Genomic DNA, 19,302 nt, shown 5'->3' on the forward strand with positions numbered 1-19,302 from the left:
CTGTTGGCGACGCGCCCCCGCGACGATCGTATGTCGGTCAACCTTTCTTGCGTCGCAGCTCCGCAGGTGTAGCAACGGCCGCGGCACTGGCGAGATCCGCGATCTCGTCGGGCCGATAGCCCAATTCCCCGAGGATCTCCTCGGTGTGCTGCCCGTGCAGCGGCGGGCTGAGTCGTACGCTACCGGGCGTGCCGTGGAAGTGAATCGGTACGCCGGTGACGCGGATGGGTCCGAGCTTGCGGTGCTCCGTGGTCACGATCATCCGATTGTGGAGGATCTGCGGGTCCTCGACCGCTTCGGGAATTTCGTTGACGGGCGCCGTCAACACGTCCGCCGCGATCAGCCGCTCGACTAACTCGGCGCAGGTAAAGTCCTGGCAGCGCGCCTCGATCAGGCGGTCGAGTTCGTCCTGATTGCGCAGCCGGCTGTCGATGTCGTGGAAGCGCGGCTCATCGGCCCACGCGACGTCCAGCGCGCCGCAGAGGTTGCGAAAGAACTTCTCGGAGGGGCAGGTGATCACCGCCCGCTTGCCGTCCTTGCAGGTGTAAATCCCCGAGGGCGCGAAGTATTGGCTGCGGTTGCCGGTTCGTGGCGTGACTTCGCCGGTGAGCAGATACGGCGCCAGGCCGGTGCACTGCGCGTGCATGAGCGCGTCGAGCAGCGAGACGTCGATGCGTTGGCCCGCGCCCGTTTGCGCGCGTGCGTGCAAGGCCGTCAGCGCCGCGGTACTCACCAGCAGTGAGGTCATCACATCCACCACCGGGATGCCCATCCGCACCGGCGCGCCGTCCGGCTGGCCGTTCAGGACCAGCACCCCGGCGTAGCCCTGGGCCAAGAAATCAATCCCGGGGCGGCCGGCGTAGGGTCCATCGGCTCCGAATGCCGTCACGCCGATCCAGATGATGTCGGGGCGATGCCGGCACACCTGCTCGTAGCTGCTCCCGAGCTTGGACAGCGCGGGCTCGCGGACGTTGGTAATCAGCACGTCGGTGGTCTTCAGCAGTCGGGCGAAGACTTCCTGCGCCCCTGGCCGGCGCAGATCGAGAACCAGGTCGCGCTTGTTGCGGTTGAGGCTGAGGAACGGCGAGTGCTCGCCCTGGCGCTCGGGCCCGAGGTTGCGGCTGTCATCGCCGATGAACGACTCGACCTTGATGACATCGGCCCCGAGATCCCCGAGCAGCGTCGCCCCGTACGGCCCCGCCAGCATGGTAGCCATGTCGAGGACGCGAATGCCGGCGAGGGGGCCGGGGGAGGAGTGCGGCTGCGGGCTCATGCCAGGCAGCCGGAATAGTGTCCCCTCTCCCCCTTGGGGGAGAGGGTCAGGGTGAGGGGGTCGGTCGCGCTTGCCGAAGCCCTCACCCCAACCCTCTCCCAGAGGGAGAGGGAGATCCGGCGGCAGCACGCGAATCCCGTCTTGCAGCGAATCCGCGACTTGCAATCCGACATCCGCAATTTCACGGAATCACTCCCTGTTCCTTGAACTCCCCGACTTGCTCCCACGAGTAGCCGAGCGTCTCGGTGAGAATCAGCTCCGTGTGCTGGCCCAATTCCGGGCCCAGGCCCCAGACGGAGCCGGGGGTCTTGCTGAGCCCGATCGGGAGGCCGCGGATCTTCACCTGGCGCTGCACTTCTTCGCAGTACGTCTCCAGGAAGTAATCGTTGGCCCACGCCTGTGGGTCCTCGGCGAGATCGGCGAGGTTGTTGATGGGGCTGGCGACGATGCCGAGCGATCGCCAGCGCTCCATCCATTCGCCGGCGCTCCGACGCTTGATGGCTTTGTCGAGGCGCGTGACAAGGGCCTTGGCGTTGCGGCGGCGCTTCTGCACGCTGTCGAAGCGCGCCTCGCTGGCGAGGCCGGCGTCATCTAGACTCTGGCAGAGGCGGGACCAGTTCTCGTCGGTGTTGGCCAAGCAGAGGAAGACCCACTTGTCTTTCGCCGGGTAGCGGTTCCGCAGCGGATTTTCGGTCGCCTTGCGGGGCTGCTGCTTGGAGTACTGTTCGCTGCCCGTCGCGAGATACGCTTGCAGCGTCGGCGCAGTGAGGAACAACTGCGCGCCGTAGAGCGAGGCGTCGAGCATCTGGCCTTTGCCGGTGCGGTTGCGATGATACAGCGCCAGCATGATGCCGAGCGCGGACATCAGGCCGCCGTAGGCATCGCCCGAGCCCATGCCGAGATAGATCGGCGGCTGCGCCGGCTCGCCGAGACGCGCCATCAAACCGGTGAGCGCCTGCACGGTCATGTCGAACGACGGCTTGTTCACCGCGCCGAAGCGGCCGTAGCCGGTGTTGGTGGCGTACACCAGACGCGGGTTGATCGCGCTGAGCTTGTCGTAGCCGAGCTGCCAGCTCTCCAGCAGCTCGACGCCCATGTTGGAGAGAAACACGTCGGACTTCTCGACTAGGCGGTACATGATCTCGCGGCCCGCCGGCTTCTTGAGATCGAGCGCGATGCTCTTCTTGTTCCGATTGATCACTAGGAAGTACTGATTCCAGTCGCCGACGGGCAGCGCCTTGATGCTGCGCACGCCGCGGCCCTGATCGCCGCCCTGGGGGCGCTAGCCCTAGCTCTCCTCGTCGCCGACTTCGTCGTGATGCTGCGCCGCCACCGGCCCCTGAAACCAGACCGTCAGGTCGATGACTCGGATGCCTTCAAGTGCGGCTGCCACGCGCGTACCTCTCCGTCCGTTGGCTTAGACAATGACTCCGCCCGCGGCCAGCTCGCCGATGCGGTCTTCCGAGTACCCCAGTAGCTCGTGCAGGATCTCGGCCGAGTGCTGGCCGAGGCAGGGCGCGGTGCGGCTGAGCCGGCCTGGGGTCTCGCTCATGAAGATCGGGAAGCCGAGGGTCTTGATGCGGCCGACACCGGGGCGGTCGAGTTCGAGGATGTAACGGTTGCGCAACGCCTGCGGATCGTTGGCCGGATAGTCGAACTCCTCGATCACGTCGGCCGATAGCTGGCGTTGGGTCAGCTCGCGTTTCCAGTGCTCGGCGGGTTGCTGGCGAAACTTGTCTTCGAGCACCCGGATGAGTTCCAGGCGGTTTTCGCCGCAGCGTTTCTCGTGGCTATTGAAGCGCGGATCGTTTTGATCCAAGCCCATCATGGCAGAGAAGCCGGGCCACCACCGATCCGTGTCGGGCATGGTGACGCACACCCAGCGGCCATCCTGCGACGGGTACAGGATGCCGCTCATTGGGTTGCCGGCATCCATCCGCGCGACAGGGTGCAGGAAGCGCTCGCCGCCCATCGCCAGGAACGCTTGCACGTCGAGGCTGGCGCCGTAGATGTTGCCGGCGAACAGCGAGACGTCCACCTCCTGCCCTTCGCCGGTGGCTTGGCGATGGTGCAGGGCCAGCGAAACGCCGAAGGCGATCATCACGGCAGTGTACATCTGGCCGGCACCCGCGTAGACGGGCGGCTGGCCGGGCTGCGGCATGATGGGCATCATCCCCGTGCGCGCGGCGGCCAACTCATCGAGCGCCGGTAGATCGCGGTCCGGGCCTTTGGGTCCGAAGCCCGAGGCATGGGCGAAGATGATGTCAGGCTTTAGTGCGCAGAGACTGGCGTAGTCGAGTTGTCGCTGCTCGATACGGACCCGCGGCCAGTCGGTGACGAACACGTCGGCCTTGCGAATCAGCTCGCGCAGAATCGCACGTCCGGCATCGTCGTCGAGATTGAGAGCAAGGCCGAGCTTGTTGCGCTGCGCGAGTTCGGCCTGGTAGTCCCACGGCACCGACGGGTCGTTGGGCTGCCGTCCGTGGGCGTCCGGCAGGTTTTCGATTTTGATGACCGTCGCGCCGAAGTCGGCGAGCAGCGCCGTCCCGATCGACGACCAGAACTCCGTCGTCAGATCGAGGACGACCACGTTGTCGAGCGCCTTGCTCATGATGGAGAACTCTCACCACAGAGGGCGCAGAGGCACGCAGAGGTTTTCTGACAAAGGCTCCTGGGTGTTCATCCGCATCTCTGCGTCCCTCAGCGTCCTCGGCGGTGAGTCCGGCTTGTTACTTCGACCATTCCCGAATCACATCCGGTGTCTTGTCGACGAACTCCTGCTCATTCGGCAACGGCTTGCCGAGCCATTTCCGATAGAACGTATCCAAATCCGGCAGGAACTCGAAGTCGGGCGGCGTGCCACGCGGCACCGACTCGACTTCGAGCTGGGTACCGCAACCGGGGCAGTAGTATTCGCGGATCTGGACCCACGACGGATCGGGCTGTTGGCTGCCGCGATAGACCTCGGCGAGCGCCTCGGCGGAGTCGCGGACGTGGATCAGGGCATACAGCTTCCAGTTCACCCGGTAGTCGCCGAACTCGTGCCCGCAGCGGCACTTCACGACGCGGTCGGCGCCCTTCTGCACGATAAACAGCGCCGGGGTCAGCGGCAGCAGGATGCGCTCCGGCCACGGCACGCGGCGCTGCAGGATATCGACCCACTGCTCGAATCGCCCGGTGTCCTTGGCCTCCTTCATGATCTCTTGCACCCGAGGCCATGGCAGTTTCCCGTCTACCAGCTGCTCTATCTCGCGAACATCGTATTCAGGCATCGTCGGCTCCAACGGTTATGGTCTAGAAGGCGAAATCGTCAGGGAGATTCCAGAACGCCCGCAGTTCCTTGCCATAATCCGGCGACAACTCCATCGAGCCGCGCCACATGTCGAGCACCGCGGCGTCCATGTTCTCCTTGGCGAGAATTCGCTCGCGCTCCTGCTGCCACCACTGGCGGAACGGAACGCCGCGCGTCTTGCGGGCCTGGCGGATCTCGTCGCGCTTGCGGGCGGTGGCGGCTTCGTCAACGGTCCACTCTTTCGTCTTCTCGTCACGCTGGGCCACCACGCCGTGCACGCCGGCGGCTACCCAGTCGCGCGTCCAGCCGGCGTCGAGGTCGGCCTTCACGCGCGCCGGATCACGTTCGATCGGATCGCCCTGGGCTTGGGCGCCGGAGATCGGGTGAATGATGAGGTCGTACTCGTGCAGCTGGTGCGGCGTGACGAACGGCGCTACCGCGTTGGTCTCCATAATCTCGGCCTTGACGTTCTGGGCGAGATTCGGATGCACCGGGTCGCCGCGCTCGTGCACCAGCGGTTTGTGCTGCTCGATGAGCGCCTTCATGTTCGTGCCGCTGGCGTAGCTGGCACGGTCCGGCCACGTGGGATACGCGCCGAACATGCCGTGATTTGCGGTGATCTTACTGCGCATGCCGGCGCAGCCGCACTGGTACTCCACCCCCGACGTGTTCTTGACCATCCACACGGCGGTGTGGCCCAAGCCGCCGCGGAACTTTCCGTAGCCGCCGGAGTCGGGCTCGATGTTCCGGCCGATGAACAGGATGGGGTAGTAGAGCTCCGTGACCTCGGCGTTTCCGAAATCGGCGTTGGGGGTGTAGATGCACCACGCGCTGTTTTCGCCATCGGCCATGCCGCGAGAGGGGCTGCCGTTGCTGGCTTGTTCGAGCGTGAGTCCGGCCACGAACATCCCGGACTGGTTGATCCCGGAGAACTCGGCGGTGAGCGTGGTGGCCGCACCGGCCGCCACCTCTTCGATGAACCCGCGGCTGAAATAGAGCCGGCCGAAGGTTTCGTAGAACGAGCTGAGCCACATCACCGCCGGTGCCCACGAGACGCCGGAGGAGGCGTAGTAGTTGACCGGGAACGGGTTGGCCCACGAGCCAGCCGGCGGCATCTCGAAATCCCACGTCGCCACCGGGCCCCAGTTGAACATGTCGAAGCCGACCATGTGCGAGTAGCCGTTCAGCATCGCGGACGGGATCGCGCTCGGGTGGATGTTCTCGCCGAACGGCACCCAGCGGCTGGCACCGCGCATCGACACGTGCAGCTTGGCGTCGGCATCGATGTGGACTTCCAGCGGCAGGTTAAACAGGCAGTCGATGTTCTGGTGCGGCAGAATCACGCGCTTGCCCTTCATCGCCAGGTCCTTGAAGTTGGACTTGCGAATGCGGCCGGGCACGGCCTGGGTCTTGACGCGGGCGGCAGCGTAGCGGCGGCTGTCCTCGATGTACTCGCGGCACACGTCCTGGAAGTAATCGAGCCCGTACTTCTCGATCAGCCGCAGCACGCGGTCACGGATAGTGATACAGCCCGCCAGCCGGCCGCGCGCGTCGCCCATCACCCAGTCGGGCACGCGCGTGCGCGAGCGGATGCGCATCTCGTACCACGGGTAGTAGCGGTCATCCTCCCCGACCCGCTCCATCGAGACCGGCACACCGTCGGAGAAGCAGTCGGGGTTGAGGAAGCCGATCGAGCCGGGCGTGACGTAGCCGCCGTCCATCACGTGGCTGACGGCGCTGGCCCAGGCCACCAGCTCGCCCTTGTAGAAGATCGGGATCGCGCCGTCGAAGTCGACCGAGTGAATGCCGCCGTAATGCGGGTCGTTGTTCTCGAAGACGTCGCCGGGCTTGATGCCAGGATACGTCTCGTAGTCCATTTCGATCAGCTGGCGGATGAAGATTGACAGCACGCCGGGGTGGGCGGTGATGCCCTTCGAGGCGCACACCGCTTCGCCGGTGGGCACGTGCAGCGCCCACAACGCGTCACCGCCCTCGGCGGCGACCGGCGACGCCGACACTTTGCAGCCGACTTCCCAGGCTGCGTCCATGGTGTTGAGCAGGATGTGCCACACCGCCTCGTAGGTGCCCGGGTCCGCCTGTTTGCGCGGCAGCGTCTGCAGGCCGAAGAGGCAGCCGGTTTCCTGCAACCGGCGCTCGTTCTCGGCCAGTTGATCCTTGATGCGCCGAGCGGGTTGCTGCGCACGCGCGGTGCTCTTGGCGCTCATCGCTTCCTTCCTCCCTGCGTCAGCCAGTAAATGTTGTACTCGTCGATCTTCACGCGCCAGTCGGGCGGTACGAACAACGTGGTGTTCGGCGCCTCGATGACAGCGAGCCCGGCGACTTCGTTGCCCGGACGCAGGTCATCCATCTCGTAGATCCGCGCATCGTGCCACTGGCCCTTCTGGAAGACCGGACGAATCGCTTTCTGCGCCTTCTTCGACGGCTTCTTCCCTTCCAGGTCGTACTTGACGACCTTCGGCTTGAGGGTGTCGACCTGCGCCACGACGGCGACCTCGGTGGTGAGGTACGTCGGCATCGGCGGTTTGCCGGCGAGCGTAAACATCTTAGCGAAGACCTCCTCGAAACGCGCCACCAGTTGGTCAACGCGCTCCGGCGCGTCGAGCCGCGGCACCGGCGATTCCACTTCTACGTCTTCGAGCTGACCGTAGTAGCGGATGTAGGCGATCTGCCGGACGCTGATCAGGTTGCGGTCGAAGCCTTCGTTGAGCAGCTCTTTGAGCAACTCCTCTTCGAGTTCACGCCAGGCCCCGTCGATGATGCGGGCCGCCTGCATCTTGGCGTCAGCACTGGCCGCGGGCGGAATCACTGCCGACACGCTCTTGTGACGGCGATGCGCGTAGTCCATGCACGCGCCGCCCCAGGCCGAGAACGCCGCCGCGTGCGGCGCGGTGGCGACGCCCTTCCAGGGATACTCGGCGGCGTAACCACACAAGTGCATCGGGCCGGCGCCGCCGTAGCCCAGCAGGACGTAGTCGCGGATGTCGTAGCCGAGCATGAGCGAGCGCACGAGGTGCTCGCGCATCATGATGTTGATCAGGTTCACACATTGTTCGGCGGCGACGTACGGGTCCAGCCCCAGCGGGCCGGAGACCTTCTCCTTGAAGATCCGCAGCGACTTGTCCTTGTTCACCTTCACGCGGCCGCCGAGATAGTAATCGGGGTTGATGACGCCGAGCAGCATATCGCAATCGCCGATCGTCGGCGTCTCGTTGCCGGTTTCCTGGAACACGGGGCCGGGCGTGCCGCCGGCGCTGTCGGGGCCGAGCTTGATGCGGTTGGTGGTCGGGTCGATGCGGATGTAGGTGCCGGTGCCGGCGCCGATCGAGCGAATGTCGAGCATCGGCACGTTCACGTACATCTGCATGAAAGCGGGCTCGCGTTCCATCGGCAAGATGCCCGCGGTGATCGCGCCGGCATCGAAGCTGGTGCCGCCCATGTCCGAACAGACGATGTTCTCGATGCCGCGGTTCTGCCCGAGATAGTGGGCGCCCATCAAGCCGCCGACGGGTCCGGACATCATGGTCTCGAACAAGCGCGGGTAGCGGATGTTGGTCACGCCGCCGTAGCAGAGCACGGTCTTCAACGACCGGCTGTAGCCGTAGTCAGCGAGCTTCGATTCCACGGTCAGGAACTGTCGCCGCGCCGGCTGCGTGGCGTATGCCTGCACGACGGTGGCGTTGGCGCGGGAAATCTCGCGTTGCACCGGCGCCACTTGGCTGGAGACGGCGAGATAGACGTTGCGGCCGGCCTCTTTGATGATCTCCTCGGCGATTGCCTGCGCCCGCAGCTCGTGCGCCGGGTTAACGAAGGAGTAGAGGAAGACGATCGCCAGCGCCTCGATGCCCTCGTCGAGCAACTCGCGCACGCCCTGGCGCACCTCGTGCTCGTAGATCGGGATCACCGGCGCGCCGAACATGTCGATGCGTTCGGTGACGCCGCGGGTGAGCTTGCGCGGCACCAGCGGGGCCGCGTGCTTGCGGTACTGCATGTGGGTGATCTCGGACCAATCGAGGCCGATGAAGCTCTGCCGGCCGCGGCCTTGCACGATCAGGTCCTCGAAGCCGCGCGTCACCAGCAGCCCGGTTTTGAGCCCATCAAGGTTGATCAAGGTGTTGAGCATCGCCGTGCCGGTGTAGATGGCGGTCTCGACATTCGGACAGAATTCCCGGCCGTCTTTCGCCAGCGACTTCCCCCAGTACGTCAGGGCGTCGTCGAGCGATTCCATGTAGCCAATGCTCTCGTCGTAGCGGGTGGTCGGCGCCTTGCCGATGACAAAGCGCCCCTGCTCGTCGACGACGATCACGTCGGTCATGGTTCCGCCCGCATCGGACGCCACCAGATATCGGCTCATCGCAAACCTATGCCTCCCTCACACTCCGGCTCTCGGGTCCGCCACGAGAGTTCCTGCTGAGCTTGGGCGAGCCCGCCGTCGCGGTAGCGATAGGTGCCTCACGGGCCACTTCCAACCGGACAGCGGAACTGCCGAAACTAACGTTTGTTAAGCTACCCGCTCGGCAAAATCAAGCGCCATCCGGCGTCCCGTCAGGACTCCGGCGCGGTCGATCACGCCGAGCGATGCTCCTCAAGACCTGAAGCTCTCGGCGCCTGGCTTCGTGACGCCCGAAGCCAGCTTTGGCCTCGGCGAGCTCTGGGCCTTCGCGCTAGTACCCCAGGCATCAAGGAAGGCTTCGACGCTTCTCTCCGGCGCGCTTGTCCTGATCCATCCCGAGACAGAGGAAGTCTTCGTCGTCCTGCCACTCAATGATCCGCCGTAGCAACATGCCGGTGAGGGGGTAACCGAAGGGCACCGAGGCACCCGCCCCTGCGAAGATCGCAACGGCTCCACCTGCCTCAGCACGCAGCCGGCGAGCGGCAATCAGTTCCGGCGATAACCGCGACTTGGGCGCTTCAGACATCACCTGCCCCGTTAGTGCAACCCCGCATAAGCCACAGCGAACTGCGAAGTCAAACTGCGAAGGGACCGTCCACACTTCGCCGCAGTGATGGGCGAGCCGTTGGTGTTTGCACGCCCAGTGCAAGAACCATATGATTCACCCATGGGCGCAGCCGCCGGCAGTATTGACCATGCCCGCATTGACGGGCGCAAGGCGCGCCGGGCGGGCACGCGTGCCGCGGTCGTGGATGCCCTACTGGACTTACTCGAGGACGGCGAGCTGAGGCCGACCGGGCCGCGCATTGCCGCACGCGCCGGGGTGTCGCTGCGCTCGATCTTCCAGCACTTCACCGACATCGAGGCGTTGTTCGCTGCCGCCGCGGATCGGCAGACCGAGCGTATCCGTGCCCTCGCCAGCCCCGTCACGGGGCAGGGGCCACTGAGCCAGCGCCTCGCGGCCTTCGCCGCCCAACGCGCGCGGATCTTCGAGGCGATAACTCCGGTGCGGCGCGCGGCCCTGCTGATGGAACCCTTCTCGCCGGAAATAGCCCGGCGCTTGCGTCAGGCGCGCGCTGCCGCCAGACGCGAAATCGAGCGGGTGTTCGCACCCGAATTGAGCCCGCTGCCAGCCAGCGAGCAAAGCGAAGTACTTGCCGCCCTGGATGCCGCCAGCGGCTTCTCGACTTGGTACACGCTGCGCGCGCATCAGGATCTCGCCCCCGAGCCGGCGCTCCGGGTGATGACGCGCCTGCTCGCCAACCTCTTGTCGGAGGAACGATGATGGAGTACCTGCGCACGCCCGACGAACGCTTCGGCAATTTACCCGGCTATCCCTTCACACCGCATTACCTCGAGGCCGACGGCTTGCGCATTCACTACCTCGATGAGGGCCCAGGCGGCGCCGCCCCGGTACTGTTGCTGCACGGCGAACCCTCGTGGTCATACCTCTATCGCCGGATGATCCCCGTCATCGTCGCCGCCGGCCACCGCGTGGTGGCGCCGGACCTGGTTGGCTTCGGCCGTTCGGACAAACCCGTCCGGCGCGGGGACTACACCTATCAGCGCCACGTCGACTGGATGCGCGGCGTCGTCGAGCAACTTGATCTGCGCCGCATCACGCTCGTGTGTCAGGACTGGGGCGGCCTGATCGGCCTGCGGCTGGCCGCCGAGCATGAGCAGCGCTTCGCAGGCATCGTGGCGGCCAATACCTTTCTGCCCACGGGCGATGTCTCCCCCGGACCGGCTTTCTTGGCGTGGCGGCAGTATTCGCAGGAAACGCCCGAGTTCCATGTCGGCGGCATAGTGCGCGGGGGCTGCGTCAGTGACCTCGCCCCGGAAATCATCGCGGCCTACGATGCCCCGTTCCCCGATGATCGCTACAAAGCCGGCGCCCGCCAGTTCCCGACGCTGGTGCCGGCCACGCCCGATGACCCTGCAACTGAACCCAATCGTCGCGCTTGGGAGGTGCTGAGCCGCTGGCATAAGCCGTTCCTGACCGCGTTCAGCGACTCCGATCCGATCACTGCCGGAGCTGACGTGGCCCTGCGACAAGCGATCCCCGGCGCTGCCGGCCAACCGCATACTACCATCGCCGGCGCCGGCCACTTCCTGCAAGAGGATAAAGGCGAGGACTTCGCGCGCGTGATCGTCGCCTACCTGGCGGCCGCCTCCTAGCCCGCCTCGACGCGCATTGTCGGCTTCCCTATAATCCCGCACCGTGGCCAGAGCGGCGCTCGGCGTGCGGTGTCACAATGTGTTTGAACGATGAGCAGTGCGCGCAAGTGCCAGCCAGAACGAGGATTGAAACGTGAAGAGAGCAGCACCGGCTGAACAGATTCATCCCGTCGATCTCCGCAGCGCGGCCGAGGCGCGCTACCTCGCCTACGCGCTCAGCGTCATCACTTCGCGCGCGCTGCCGGATGTGCGCGACGGGCTCAAGCCGGTGCAGCGCCGGATCCTGTACGCGATGTACCAGAACCTGCGCCTCACCGCCGGCACCCGCCCGCGCAAGTCGGCGGCGGTGGTCGGTGAGGTGCTGGGGAAATATCATCCCCACGGCGACCTCGCTGCCTACGAGGCGATGGTGCGCATGGCGCAAGGCTTCGCCCTGCGCTACCCGCTGGTGCATGGCGAGGGCAATTTCGGTTCGCTCGACGGCGACAGCCCGGCGGCCATGCGCTACACCGAGGCCAAGCTGGCGCCGATCGCCGAAGAGCTGCTGCGCGACATTCGCCACGATACCGTCGATTTCCGCGAAAACTACGACGCCACGCTGCGCGAGCCGGTGGTGCTGCCGGCCGCCATCCCGAATCTGTTGGTCAACGGCAGCACCGGCATCGCCGTCGGCATGGCCACCAACATCCCGCCGCATAATCTCGGCGAAGTGGTCGAGGCGCTGATCGCGCTGATTCACCAACCCGACCTCGACAACAAGGAACTGTGCAAGTTCGTCAAGGGGCCGGACTTTCCCACCGGCGGCGAGCTGCTCAACTCGCGCAAAGAGCTGCGCGACATCTACGAGACCGGTCAAGGAGCCGTGCGGCTGCGGGGCCAGTACACCGAAGAGAGCGACAAACGCCGCCGCCGCCTGATCGTCACCTCGATACCCTACACCGTCAACAAGGCGCGTATCGTCGAGGAGATTGCCGAGCACATCGTGGCACGGCGCCTGCCGCAAGCGCTCGACGTGCGCGACGAATCCACCGGCGACATCCGCATCGTCGTCGAAATCAAGCCCGACGCCTCGGCCGAAGCGGTGATGGCGTACATTTACAAACACACCGACTTGCAGGCCAATTTCAACGTCAACTTGACGGCCTTGGTGCCGACCGCCACACCCGGTGTGGGCCAGCCGGCACGCCTGACACTGCGTGAACTGTGCCGCCACTTCCTCGACTTCCGCCTCGAGGTCGTTACCCGCAGACTGACCCACGAGTTACGCGAGCTGCAAGCTCGGCTGCACCTCCTGGCGGGCTTCCTCAAGCTGTTCGGCAACCTCGACCTGGCGATCAAGATCATTCGGCAGTCGGCCGCGCGCGCCGAGGCGGCGCAGAAGTTGCAGAAGGCATTTGGCCTCGATGAGGTCCAGGCCGAGGCGATCCTCGAGACCCGCCTGTATCAGCTGGCGCGTCTGGAGATCGAGAAGATCCGTGAGGAACAGCGCGAGAAGCAGAAGCGGGCTGACGAAATCGACAAGCTGCTGCGCAGCCCCAAGGCGCGCTGGCGACTGGTCGAGACCGAACTGAAGCAGGTCGCCGACACCTACGGCGATAAACGTCGTACCGTGCTGAGCGCGGCCGGCGAACTAGTGTACGACGCCGAGGCCTACGTCGTCCACGAGGATGCCACCGTGGTGGTGACGCGCGACGGCTGGATCAAGCGGGTGGGCGAGGTCAAGGACCCCGCCTCCACGCGCGTGCGCGAAGGCGATGTCGCCAGGTGGATCCTGCGCGGCAACACCCGCGACAGCCTGGTGCTGCTGTCAAGCCTCGGTACCGCGTTCGTCATGAAGGTCACCAACGTGCCCGCCACCACCGGTTACGGCGAGCCGGTGCAGTCGCTGCTCAACTTCAAGGATGGCGAGCGCGTGATCAGCGCCGCGCTGATCCCCGCCGCCGATGCTGAGACCAAAATGGCCGCACGCTGGCTGGTGGCCAGCGCTGGCGGCATGGGCTTCTTCTGCCAGCCCGATCTGGCGGAAACCACCAGGAGCGGCCGGCGCTTCGCGCGGGTAAAGGAGGGCGACGAGATCATCGTGGCAACACCCGCAGCCGGCGACGCGATTGCGGTTGCCACCGGCGACGGCAAGGTGCTGGTGTTCCCGGCCCAGGAGTTACCCGAACTCTCCGGCCCGGGGCGCGGTGTGATCATCATGCGCATCGACAAAGACGATCGCGTTGTCGGTGCCGTCTGCCATCGCCGGGCCGACAGGGTCGTCGCCGTTGGCGACGATGGTGGCGAGCGGGTGCTGTCGCTGCCGGAGATGGCCCACCGTGCGCAAAAAGGCCGTAAAGCCATCAAGCGGATGAAAGTGGTCGAACTGCGTCTCGAGGCGCGCTCGTCCAGCCGCGCGGCGCTTGCGCCCGGCGGTGCTCCGGTGCAACAGGACCTGTTCAAGAAATAGCCCGCCGGCTTTGAACGGCGGTTGAAACCGCTCAGCCGTGATGTCAAGACTCGAACGACAGCTCTACACTCACGCCTGGCGATACTGGATCAACCAGCTGCTGTTGCCGTTTAAGCTGGTGCTACCGCAGCCCCTGATCGCCAGGATTCCCGGCCTGACCACTAACCTGGACATCCGCGTGGGGGTGGTGCTCGCTGAGGTGCGCGGCACGCTGGTGGACATCGGCTGCGGCACCAACCGCCTGGTGCAGCGGTATCGGGCACAGGGCGGCGAGGGGCAAGGACTCGACGTCCATCCGTGGCCCGGGGTTGATCGGGTGGTCGCGGACACCCGCGCGCTGCCGTATCCGTCCGGTTCCGTCGACACCGTCACATTCGTCGCTTCTCTCAACCACATCCCCGACCGCGAAGCTGTGCTGCGCGAGGCTGTGCGAATCCTGCGGCCGGGCGGTCGAGTCGTGATTACTTATCTCACGCCGCTGGTCTCGCGCCTGTGGCATGCGTGGGCGTTCTGGGATGCCGACCAGCACGAACGGGGGATGGAGCCGGGTGAGAGGTTTGGCTTCACCGACGCCGAAATCGGCGCCATGTTGGAGCGGGCGGGCTTGCGGGTGTTGCGGCGCGCCGGTTTTTCTTGGCACCTGAACCACCTGTACGTATGCGAAAAGCCCGCGGCCTAGGCGCTTGCCCTGATCACGGAAACGTCGCAAGCTGCGCCTGCGATGGCGGCCACGTTGCAGATCACCATTGACGGCGCCGCGGCGGAGCCGCTGCGCTTTGCCGCCGCCGAACTGCAGCGCTACCTCGCGGCCATCACCGGATCCGCCGCCGAGGTGCGCTCGGCGCAGTTGTCTGGGCAGCTGCTGGTGTTGGGGCCGCTGCCGGAGCGGGTGCCGGAGCCGCCGGCAGACGCCGACGGCTTTGTCATCGAGCCGACCGCTGCCGGCGCCGTCATCTCCGGGGCATCGCCGCGGGCCGTGTTGCACGGTGTCTATGCGCTGCTCGAACAGCAGGGCTGCCGCTGGTCGCTCCACGGCCGCGCCCACGAGGTGGTGCCGCGTTTGCCCGCGCTGGCACCGATCCGTGCGGTGCGGGTGCAGCCGCGCTTCGAGGTTTGCGGCTACAGCGCGGACATCATGACGTGGCATTACGCCGATGCCGCACACTTGAGTGAACATCTCGAAGCCGACTGCGAGTTCATCGACTGGATGGGCAAGAGCGGCGCCAACGCCTACTTGCTCATCCGCCATCCTTTCGATTCGCAGCTGACCATCCCCGAGCTGGTGCCTGAGTTCAACCGTCGCGGCATCGCGGCCGAGTATGGCGGCCATGTCATCCCGCTGTTGCTGCCGCGCGAGTTGTTCGCCCGGCACCCGGAGTATTTCCCTTGTGCCGCCGGCGGCGCCCGCAGCGAGTTCGGCAACCTCTGCACCGCCAATGCGGGGGCGCTGCGCCTGGCCACCGAGAATGCCGTGCGCTACGTGCGCGAGTATCCGGAACTGAGCGTGCTGCACATTTGGGGGGCGGACTTGTGGGACGGCGGGTGGTGCCATTGCGCCGCCTGTGCCGGGGTGACGGTGCAAGACCAAAGCCTGCGCCTTTGCAACGCGGTGGCGACCGCGCTGGCGGAGCAGGGCGAAGCCCGGCCGGTGTGTTACTTGGCCTATCACGACACCATCGCGCCGGAGTTGCAGCTGCGGCCGGCCGAGAACGTCTACGTCGAGTTCGCCCCGCGCGAGCGCTGCTATGCGCATGCGCTCGACGACCCCTGCTGCGCCGCCAACCGGCGTTATCGCCGGGCGCTCGAAGGCTACGCCGAACGCTTCGACGGGCGGGTGCGCTTCTTCGAGTACTACGCTGACGCGATCCTATTCTGCGGCTGTGCGCTGCCGCTGGGCGAAGTCATCGCGGCCGATCTCGACTACTACCATCGCCTGGGCATTCGCCAGATCACCAACTTACAGTTCGGTGCTTTCAGCTTGTGGGCCTATCCCCTCAACTTCCTCGCTTACGCCGCGGCCGCCCGCAGCCGGCGTTGCGACCTGGCGCAGGTGCGCGAGCAATACGCCGAGGGTTTTTCTCGCCAGCGCGATCTGGCAGCGGCGGCGCTGCGGGAGTTGGAGACCATCATGGGCCCCGTCGTCACCTATGGTGACATTCGCCGGCCACCGTTGCGGCCGCGGGCGGCGGCGGCACTGCGGCCGCGGCTCGAGTCGGCAATCCAACGCCTGGGGCGACTCGCAGAGGCCCTCGCGCCGGCGCTCGAGCCGGGCGGCGAGCTGGTGGCCTTGCAGGCCCAGCTGCGCTACAACGCCGCGGTGCTCGCCGGCGTCGGTGAGCAGCTCGCCGGCCGCGACCCCCGGCACGCCTATGAGCGCGCGCTGGCGATCATGGAAAACGTCGAGCGCCGCTTCAAGGGCTTGTGGGGAGCGGAGAACCTGCCGGTCATTCATGCCTACCATGATGCCGCGATAGCGGAGGCGCGGGGATGAAGAGCCGAGTGCGCGTGGCGCTGGTCCTCTTGCTGATTCTGCTGGTGGCGGGCCTCTTCGGCCGCCCGTTGTTGATTGGTCCGCCAGGCGACGCATCGCGCTACTTGTTGCTCGAGGTTGGCGGGGCGTACGCCGAGGCGGCGCCGGCGGGGCTGCTCGGCCGCGTCTTTCGCCGCCGCGAGCACACGCTTTTGGAGCTGCTGGCCACACTCAAGAGTGCGGCCAAGGACGATCGCATCCGCGGCCTGGTCGTGCGCGTCACCAAGTTGCAGATCGGCTGGGCCAAAGCCCAAGACATCCGCGCTGCCCTCGGCGACTTCAAGGCCGGCGGCAAGCCGGTGATCGCCTATCTCGAGCACGAGGCCGGCGCCGGCAATCTCGAATACTACGTCGCCAGTGCCGCCACCGAGGTGTATCTGCCGCCCAACGCCAGTGCGCCGTTGACCGGGCTGTTGTCGCAGTTCTTCTTTTTCGGCGGCGTCTGGGAGAAGCTCGACATCGAAATGAACGTCGAGAAGATCCGCGAGTACAAGACCGCGGGTGACATGCTGGCCAACAAGTCTATGACCGCGGCTCACCGCGAGATGGCCGACTCGTTGCTCGACAGCATCAATCAGCAGTTCATCGCCGGAATCGCGGCGGCGCGCGGCTTGGACGAGGCGGCGGTGCAGGCGGTGGTGAACCAGTGCCCGATCGAGCCCGCGGCGTTCGCCGCCACCCGCCTCAGCGATGGGGTGAAGTTCCTCGACGAAATCCGCCATGACTTGGTGGGGGCGGCGGGAAAGTTCCTCACCGCCCAGGAGTATCGGCCGGCCGGCCGTTCGGCGCCGGGCTTCGATTGGCGGCCGAAACTGGCTGTGATCTACGCGGTCGGGCCGATCCACACCGGCGCGGCGGGCGGCGGGGTGGCGGATGATTCGGTTGGCGCCGATACGCTGGCGGAGGCGTTCGAGCAGGCGAGCAGCGACAGTGATATCGGGGCGATCGTATTTCGCATCGACAGCCCGGGCGGCTCGGCGCTGGCGTCGGACTTGATCTGGCGCGCCGCCCAGCGGGCCAAGGCCAAGAAGCCGGTGATGGTGTCGATGTCGGATGTGGCCGGCTCCGGGGGCTACTATATCGCCGCCGCCGGCACGCGGATCGTGGCGCAGCCGGGCTCGCTGACGGGCTCGATCGGCGTGGTGTTGGCCAAGCCCAACATTCGCGGCTTCCTCGGCAAGCTCGGCATCACCACTGAGACGTTGACGCGCGGCCGCTTTGCCCGGCTCGATGACATGACCAGCAGTGCTAGCCCCGAGGAGCGGGCCAAGGTCGTGGCTGCTATGGAGCATATCTACGACGTATTTCTCGCTCGGGTGAGCGAGGGGCGTCTGCTGACGCGCGAGCGGGTCAACGAGCTCGGACGCGGGCGGGTGTGGACTGGGAGCCAGGCCAAGGACAACGGCCTGATTGACGAACTCGGGGGTTTCATGCGCGCGATCGAGTTGGCCAAGGAGGCCGCCGGCATCGCGCCGGCGCAGGAAGTTCGGTTGCAGTTCTACCCGCGGCCCAAGAACACGATCGCGCGGCTGGCCGGCTACCTCGAGGCCCGCGCCGCGCTGCCGATGCCGCCGGCGTGGCAACGAGTGGCGGCGGTGCTGCTACCTCTGAGTTTTCCCGACGAAGCAATCCTGGCGTTGATGGCGGAAGTGGTAGAGATTCGCTGAGCACTACGGGATCAGCAGCACCTTGCCGACGCTGCGGCGCGAGGCGATTTCGTCCAGCGCCGCCGCCGCTTCGCTCAAGGGGAAGGTGGCGGAGATCACCGGACGAATCGCCCCGCGCCGGTAGAGCTCGAACAGGGCGTGCAGCGCCTGCGAGACCAGCTCGGGAACCTGGCGCTGGAAGCCCCCGAGCCCCATGCCGGCCACGGTGATGTTCTTCAACAGCACGCGGTTCGCCTCGATGGTGGGGATCTTGCCGGAGGCGAAGCCAATCACCAACAAGCGGCCGCCGAAGGCGATGCACTTGGTGGAGAGGTCGAAGACTTGGCCGCCGACGGGGTCGTAGATCACGTCGGCACCGCGGCCGCCGGTGGCTTCCTTGACACGCTCAACCCAGTCGGCGCTGTTGTAGTCGAAGGCCGCTTCGGCACCGTGCTCCCGTGCGATCGCGCACTTGCGTTGCGAGCCGGCGGTGGCGAGCACGCGCGCCCCCAGCGCCCGGCCGACTTGCACGGCGGTGAGCCCGACGCCGCCCGCGGCGGCGTGGACGAGCAGGGTATCACCCGGGCGCAGGTGGGCCCGATGTACCAGCGCCAAGTACGAGGTCAGGTAGACAATGCCGAAGCCGGCGCCGTGCTCGAACGGCATCGCCGCCGGCATACTCACTACGCCGGCCGCAGGAGCAAGGGCGACGCTGGCGTAGCCGCCCCAGTCGAGTAAGGCGAAGACGCGCTCGCCGGGCTGGACCGAATCAACCCCCGGGCCGGTGCCACGCACCACGCCGGCAACCTCGCCGCCAGGGGCAAAGGGCAGCGGCGGGCGTACCTGGTACTTACCCGCGACCATGAGCAGGTCGAAGAAGTTGCAGCTGCTGGCGCGGACATCGATCATCACCTGCCCCGGTCCCGGCTGCGGGTCCGGCAACTCCACCAGGCGCAAGCCCTTGGCCTCGCCCCATTCCGATACGACCATCGCGCGCATGTCCGGCTCCTCGATCCTCGGCTACGGGCCCCGTTGTAAGCGCGGGCGTAGGTGATGGCAAGCCGCGACTTGATGTAGGTTTTCACCGCCGCGCGCATCGACAACCGCTTGGCTGGCGCCGGGCCTGATGGTTCGCTTCCCGAACACGCTACGGACGCGCTGGCGGAGGTCCGGCCCAGTGTCCGGCTCTTGGTGCTGTGAAAGCTGGCTCCAGCACGCCACCGGCTATCGCCGGCCGGGTGCGCGACAAATTTGTGGGTTACGTGGTTCGGTGTTATGGCCGTCATTCCCGCGAAAGCGGGAATCCAGTTTGGCGTTTGGCGCTATGGACAAGCAGTTCTGCGTTTACATCCTGGCCAGCAAACGGAACGGCACGCTGTACCTTGGGGTGACCTCACAGCTGGCAACGCGGGTGTGGCAGCATAAGAGCAAGGTAGTGGAGGGTTTTTCGGCCAAGTACGGCGTTGACAAGCTGGTCTACTACGAAGCGCACGGCTGCGCAGAGACCGCAATCGTGCGGGAGA

General features: G+C 66.2%; 15 protein-coding genes. 7 read left to right on the forward strand and 8 right to left on the reverse strand.

Annotation, left to right across the window (positions count from 1 at the left end; genetic code table 11):
• Positions 1–37: 37 nt before the first annotated feature.
• The 7 genes from HY699_22495 to HY699_22525 form a co-directional block, all read right to left on the reverse strand.
• On the reverse strand, positions 38–1,273 hold the full coding sequence (locus HY699_22495; GenBank protein MBI4518578.1) for a CoA transferase: 1,236 nt from the start codon (positions 1,271–1,273) through the stop codon (positions 38–40).
• 181 nt (positions 1,274–1,454) lie between these two features.
• Positions 1,455–2,525, reverse strand: coding sequence for a CoA transferase (locus HY699_22500; GenBank protein ID MBI4518579.1), 1,071 nt, complete (start codon positions 2,523–2,525; stop codon positions 1,455–1,457).
• A gap of 165 nt (positions 2,526–2,690) precedes the next feature.
• On the reverse strand, positions 2,691–3,884 hold the full coding sequence (locus HY699_22505; GenBank protein ID MBI4518580.1) for a CoA transferase: 1,194 nt from the start codon (positions 3,882–3,884) through the stop codon (positions 2,691–2,693).
• Between the two features lie 118 nt (positions 3,885–4,002).
• On the reverse strand, positions 4,003–4,545 hold the full coding sequence (locus tag HY699_22510) for an acetone carboxylase subunit gamma (protein MBI4518581.1): 543 nt from the start codon (positions 4,543–4,545) through the stop codon (positions 4,003–4,005).
• Between the two features lie 22 nt (positions 4,546–4,567).
• Positions 4,568–6,790 carry a hydantoinase B/oxoprolinase family protein gene (locus tag HY699_22515; GenBank protein MBI4518582.1) on the reverse strand — a complete coding sequence of 741 codons (2,223 nt, stop codon included), beginning with the start codon at positions 6,788–6,790 and terminating at the stop codon, positions 4,568–4,570.
• Positions 6,787–8,937: a hydantoinase/oxoprolinase family protein gene (locus HY699_22520; protein ID MBI4518583.1), complete on the reverse strand. Its 2,151-nt coding sequence runs from the start codon at positions 8,935–8,937 to the stop codon at positions 6,787–6,789. Before HY699_22520 ends, HY699_22515 begins: the two co-directional genes overlap by 4 nt.
• A gap of 325 nt (positions 8,938–9,262) precedes the next feature.
• Positions 9,263–9,502: a hypothetical protein gene (locus HY699_22525; GenBank protein MBI4518584.1), complete on the reverse strand. Its 240-nt coding sequence runs from the start codon at positions 9,500–9,502 to the stop codon at positions 9,263–9,265.
• Between the two features lie 141 nt (positions 9,503–9,643).
• Between HY699_22525 and HY699_22530 the strand changes: the two genes are divergently transcribed.
• The 6 genes from HY699_22530 (at position 9,644) to sppA (ending at position 17,800) form a co-directional block, all read left to right on the forward strand.
• Positions 9,644–10,261: a TetR/AcrR family transcriptional regulator gene (locus tag HY699_22530; GenBank protein ID MBI4518585.1), complete on the forward strand. Its 618-nt coding sequence runs from the start codon at positions 9,644–9,646 to the stop codon at positions 10,259–10,261.
• The gene (locus tag HY699_22535; GenBank protein ID MBI4518586.1) at positions 10,261–11,154 is read left to right on the forward strand and encodes a haloalkane dehalogenase; all 894 of its coding nucleotides are present in this window, start codon (positions 10,261–10,263) and stop codon (positions 11,152–11,154) included. Before HY699_22530 ends, HY699_22535 begins: the two co-directional genes overlap by 1 nt.
• Positions 11,155–11,314: 160 nt before the next feature.
• Complete coding sequence (gene parC / locus HY699_22540; protein ID MBI4518587.1) at positions 11,315–13,603, forward strand: DNA topoisomerase IV subunit A; 2,289 nt, start codon at positions 11,315–11,317, stop codon at positions 13,601–13,603.
• Positions 13,604–13,643: 40 nt separating this feature from the next.
• Positions 13,644–14,282: a class I SAM-dependent methyltransferase gene (locus HY699_22545; GenBank protein MBI4518588.1), complete on the forward strand. Its 639-nt coding sequence runs from the start codon at positions 13,644–13,646 to the stop codon at positions 14,280–14,282.
• A 42-nt stretch (positions 14,283–14,324) separates the two neighbouring features.
• Positions 14,325–16,094, forward strand: a complete 1,770-nt coding sequence (locus tag HY699_22550) for a DUF4838 domain-containing protein (protein ID MBI4518589.1) — start codon at positions 14,325–14,327, stop codon at positions 16,092–16,094.
• Positions 16,091–17,800: a signal peptide peptidase SppA gene (gene sppA, locus HY699_22555; GenBank protein ID MBI4518590.1), complete on the forward strand. Its 1,710-nt coding sequence runs from the start codon at positions 16,091–16,093 to the stop codon at positions 17,798–17,800. The genes HY699_22550 and sppA overlap by 4 nt, the downstream gene beginning before the upstream one ends.
• 3 nt (positions 17,801–17,803) lie before the next feature.
• Here sppA and HY699_22560 read toward each other — a convergent pair whose 3' ends face one another.
• Positions 17,804–18,778: an NADPH:quinone oxidoreductase family protein gene (locus tag HY699_22560; GenBank protein ID MBI4518591.1), complete on the reverse strand. Its 975-nt coding sequence runs from the start codon at positions 18,776–18,778 to the stop codon at positions 17,804–17,806.
• 325 nt (positions 18,779–19,103) lie between these two features.
• Between HY699_22560 and HY699_22565 the strand changes: the two genes are divergently transcribed.
• The coding region (locus HY699_22565; GenBank protein ID MBI4518592.1) for a GIY-YIG nuclease family protein at positions 19,104–19,302 on the forward strand (199 nt) is incomplete at its 3' end.

It is taken from the genome of Deltaproteobacteria bacterium (assembly GCA_016210005.1).
Lineage (GTDB): Bacteria > Desulfobacterota > Binatia > HRBIN30 > JACQVA1 > JACQVA1.

What these genes read in the sequence shown, in the direction of transcription:
- HY699_22495 (MBI4518578.1), bottom strand. Translation starts at nt 1,273, where the DNA reads ATGAGCCCGCAGCCGCACTCCTCCCCCGGCCCCCTCGCCGGCATTCGC.
- HY699_22505 (MBI4518580.1), bottom strand. Translation starts at nt 3,884, where the DNA reads ATGAGCAAGGCGCTCGACAACGTGGTCGTCCTCGATCTGACGACGGAG.
- HY699_22510 (MBI4518581.1), bottom strand. Translation starts at nt 4,545, where the DNA reads ATGCCTGAATACGATGTTCGCGAGATAGAGCAGCTGGTAGACGGGAAA.
- HY699_22515 (MBI4518582.1), bottom strand. Translation starts at nt 6,790, where the DNA reads ATGAGCGCCAAGAGCACCGCGCGTGCGCAGCAACCCGCTCGGCGCATC.
- HY699_22520 (MBI4518583.1), bottom strand. Translation starts at nt 8,937, where the DNA reads ATGAGCCGATATCTGGTGGCGTCCGATGCGGGCGGAACCATGACCGAC.
- HY699_22525 (MBI4518584.1), bottom strand. Translation starts at nt 9,502, where the DNA reads ATGTCTGAAGCGCCCAAGTCGCGGTTATCGCCGGAACTGATTGCCGCT.
- HY699_22530 (MBI4518585.1), top strand. Translation starts at nt 9,644, where the DNA reads ATGGGCGCAGCCGCCGGCAGTATTGACCATGCCCGCATTGACGGGCGC.
- HY699_22535 (MBI4518586.1), top strand. Translation starts at nt 10,261, where the DNA reads ATGGAGTACCTGCGCACGCCCGACGAACGCTTCGGCAATTTACCCGGC.
- HY699_22545 (MBI4518588.1), top strand. Translation starts at nt 13,644, where the DNA reads ATGTCAAGACTCGAACGACAGCTCTACACTCACGCCTGGCGATACTGG.
- HY699_22550 (MBI4518589.1), top strand. Translation starts at nt 14,325, where the DNA reads ATGGCGGCCACGTTGCAGATCACCATTGACGGCGCCGCGGCGGAGCCG.
- sppA (MBI4518590.1), top strand. Translation starts at nt 16,091, where the DNA reads ATGAAGAGCCGAGTGCGCGTGGCGCTGGTCCTCTTGCTGATTCTGCTG.
- HY699_22560 (MBI4518591.1), bottom strand. Translation starts at nt 18,778, where the DNA reads ATGCGCGCGATGGTCGTATCGGAATGGGGCGAGGCCAAGGGCTTGCGC.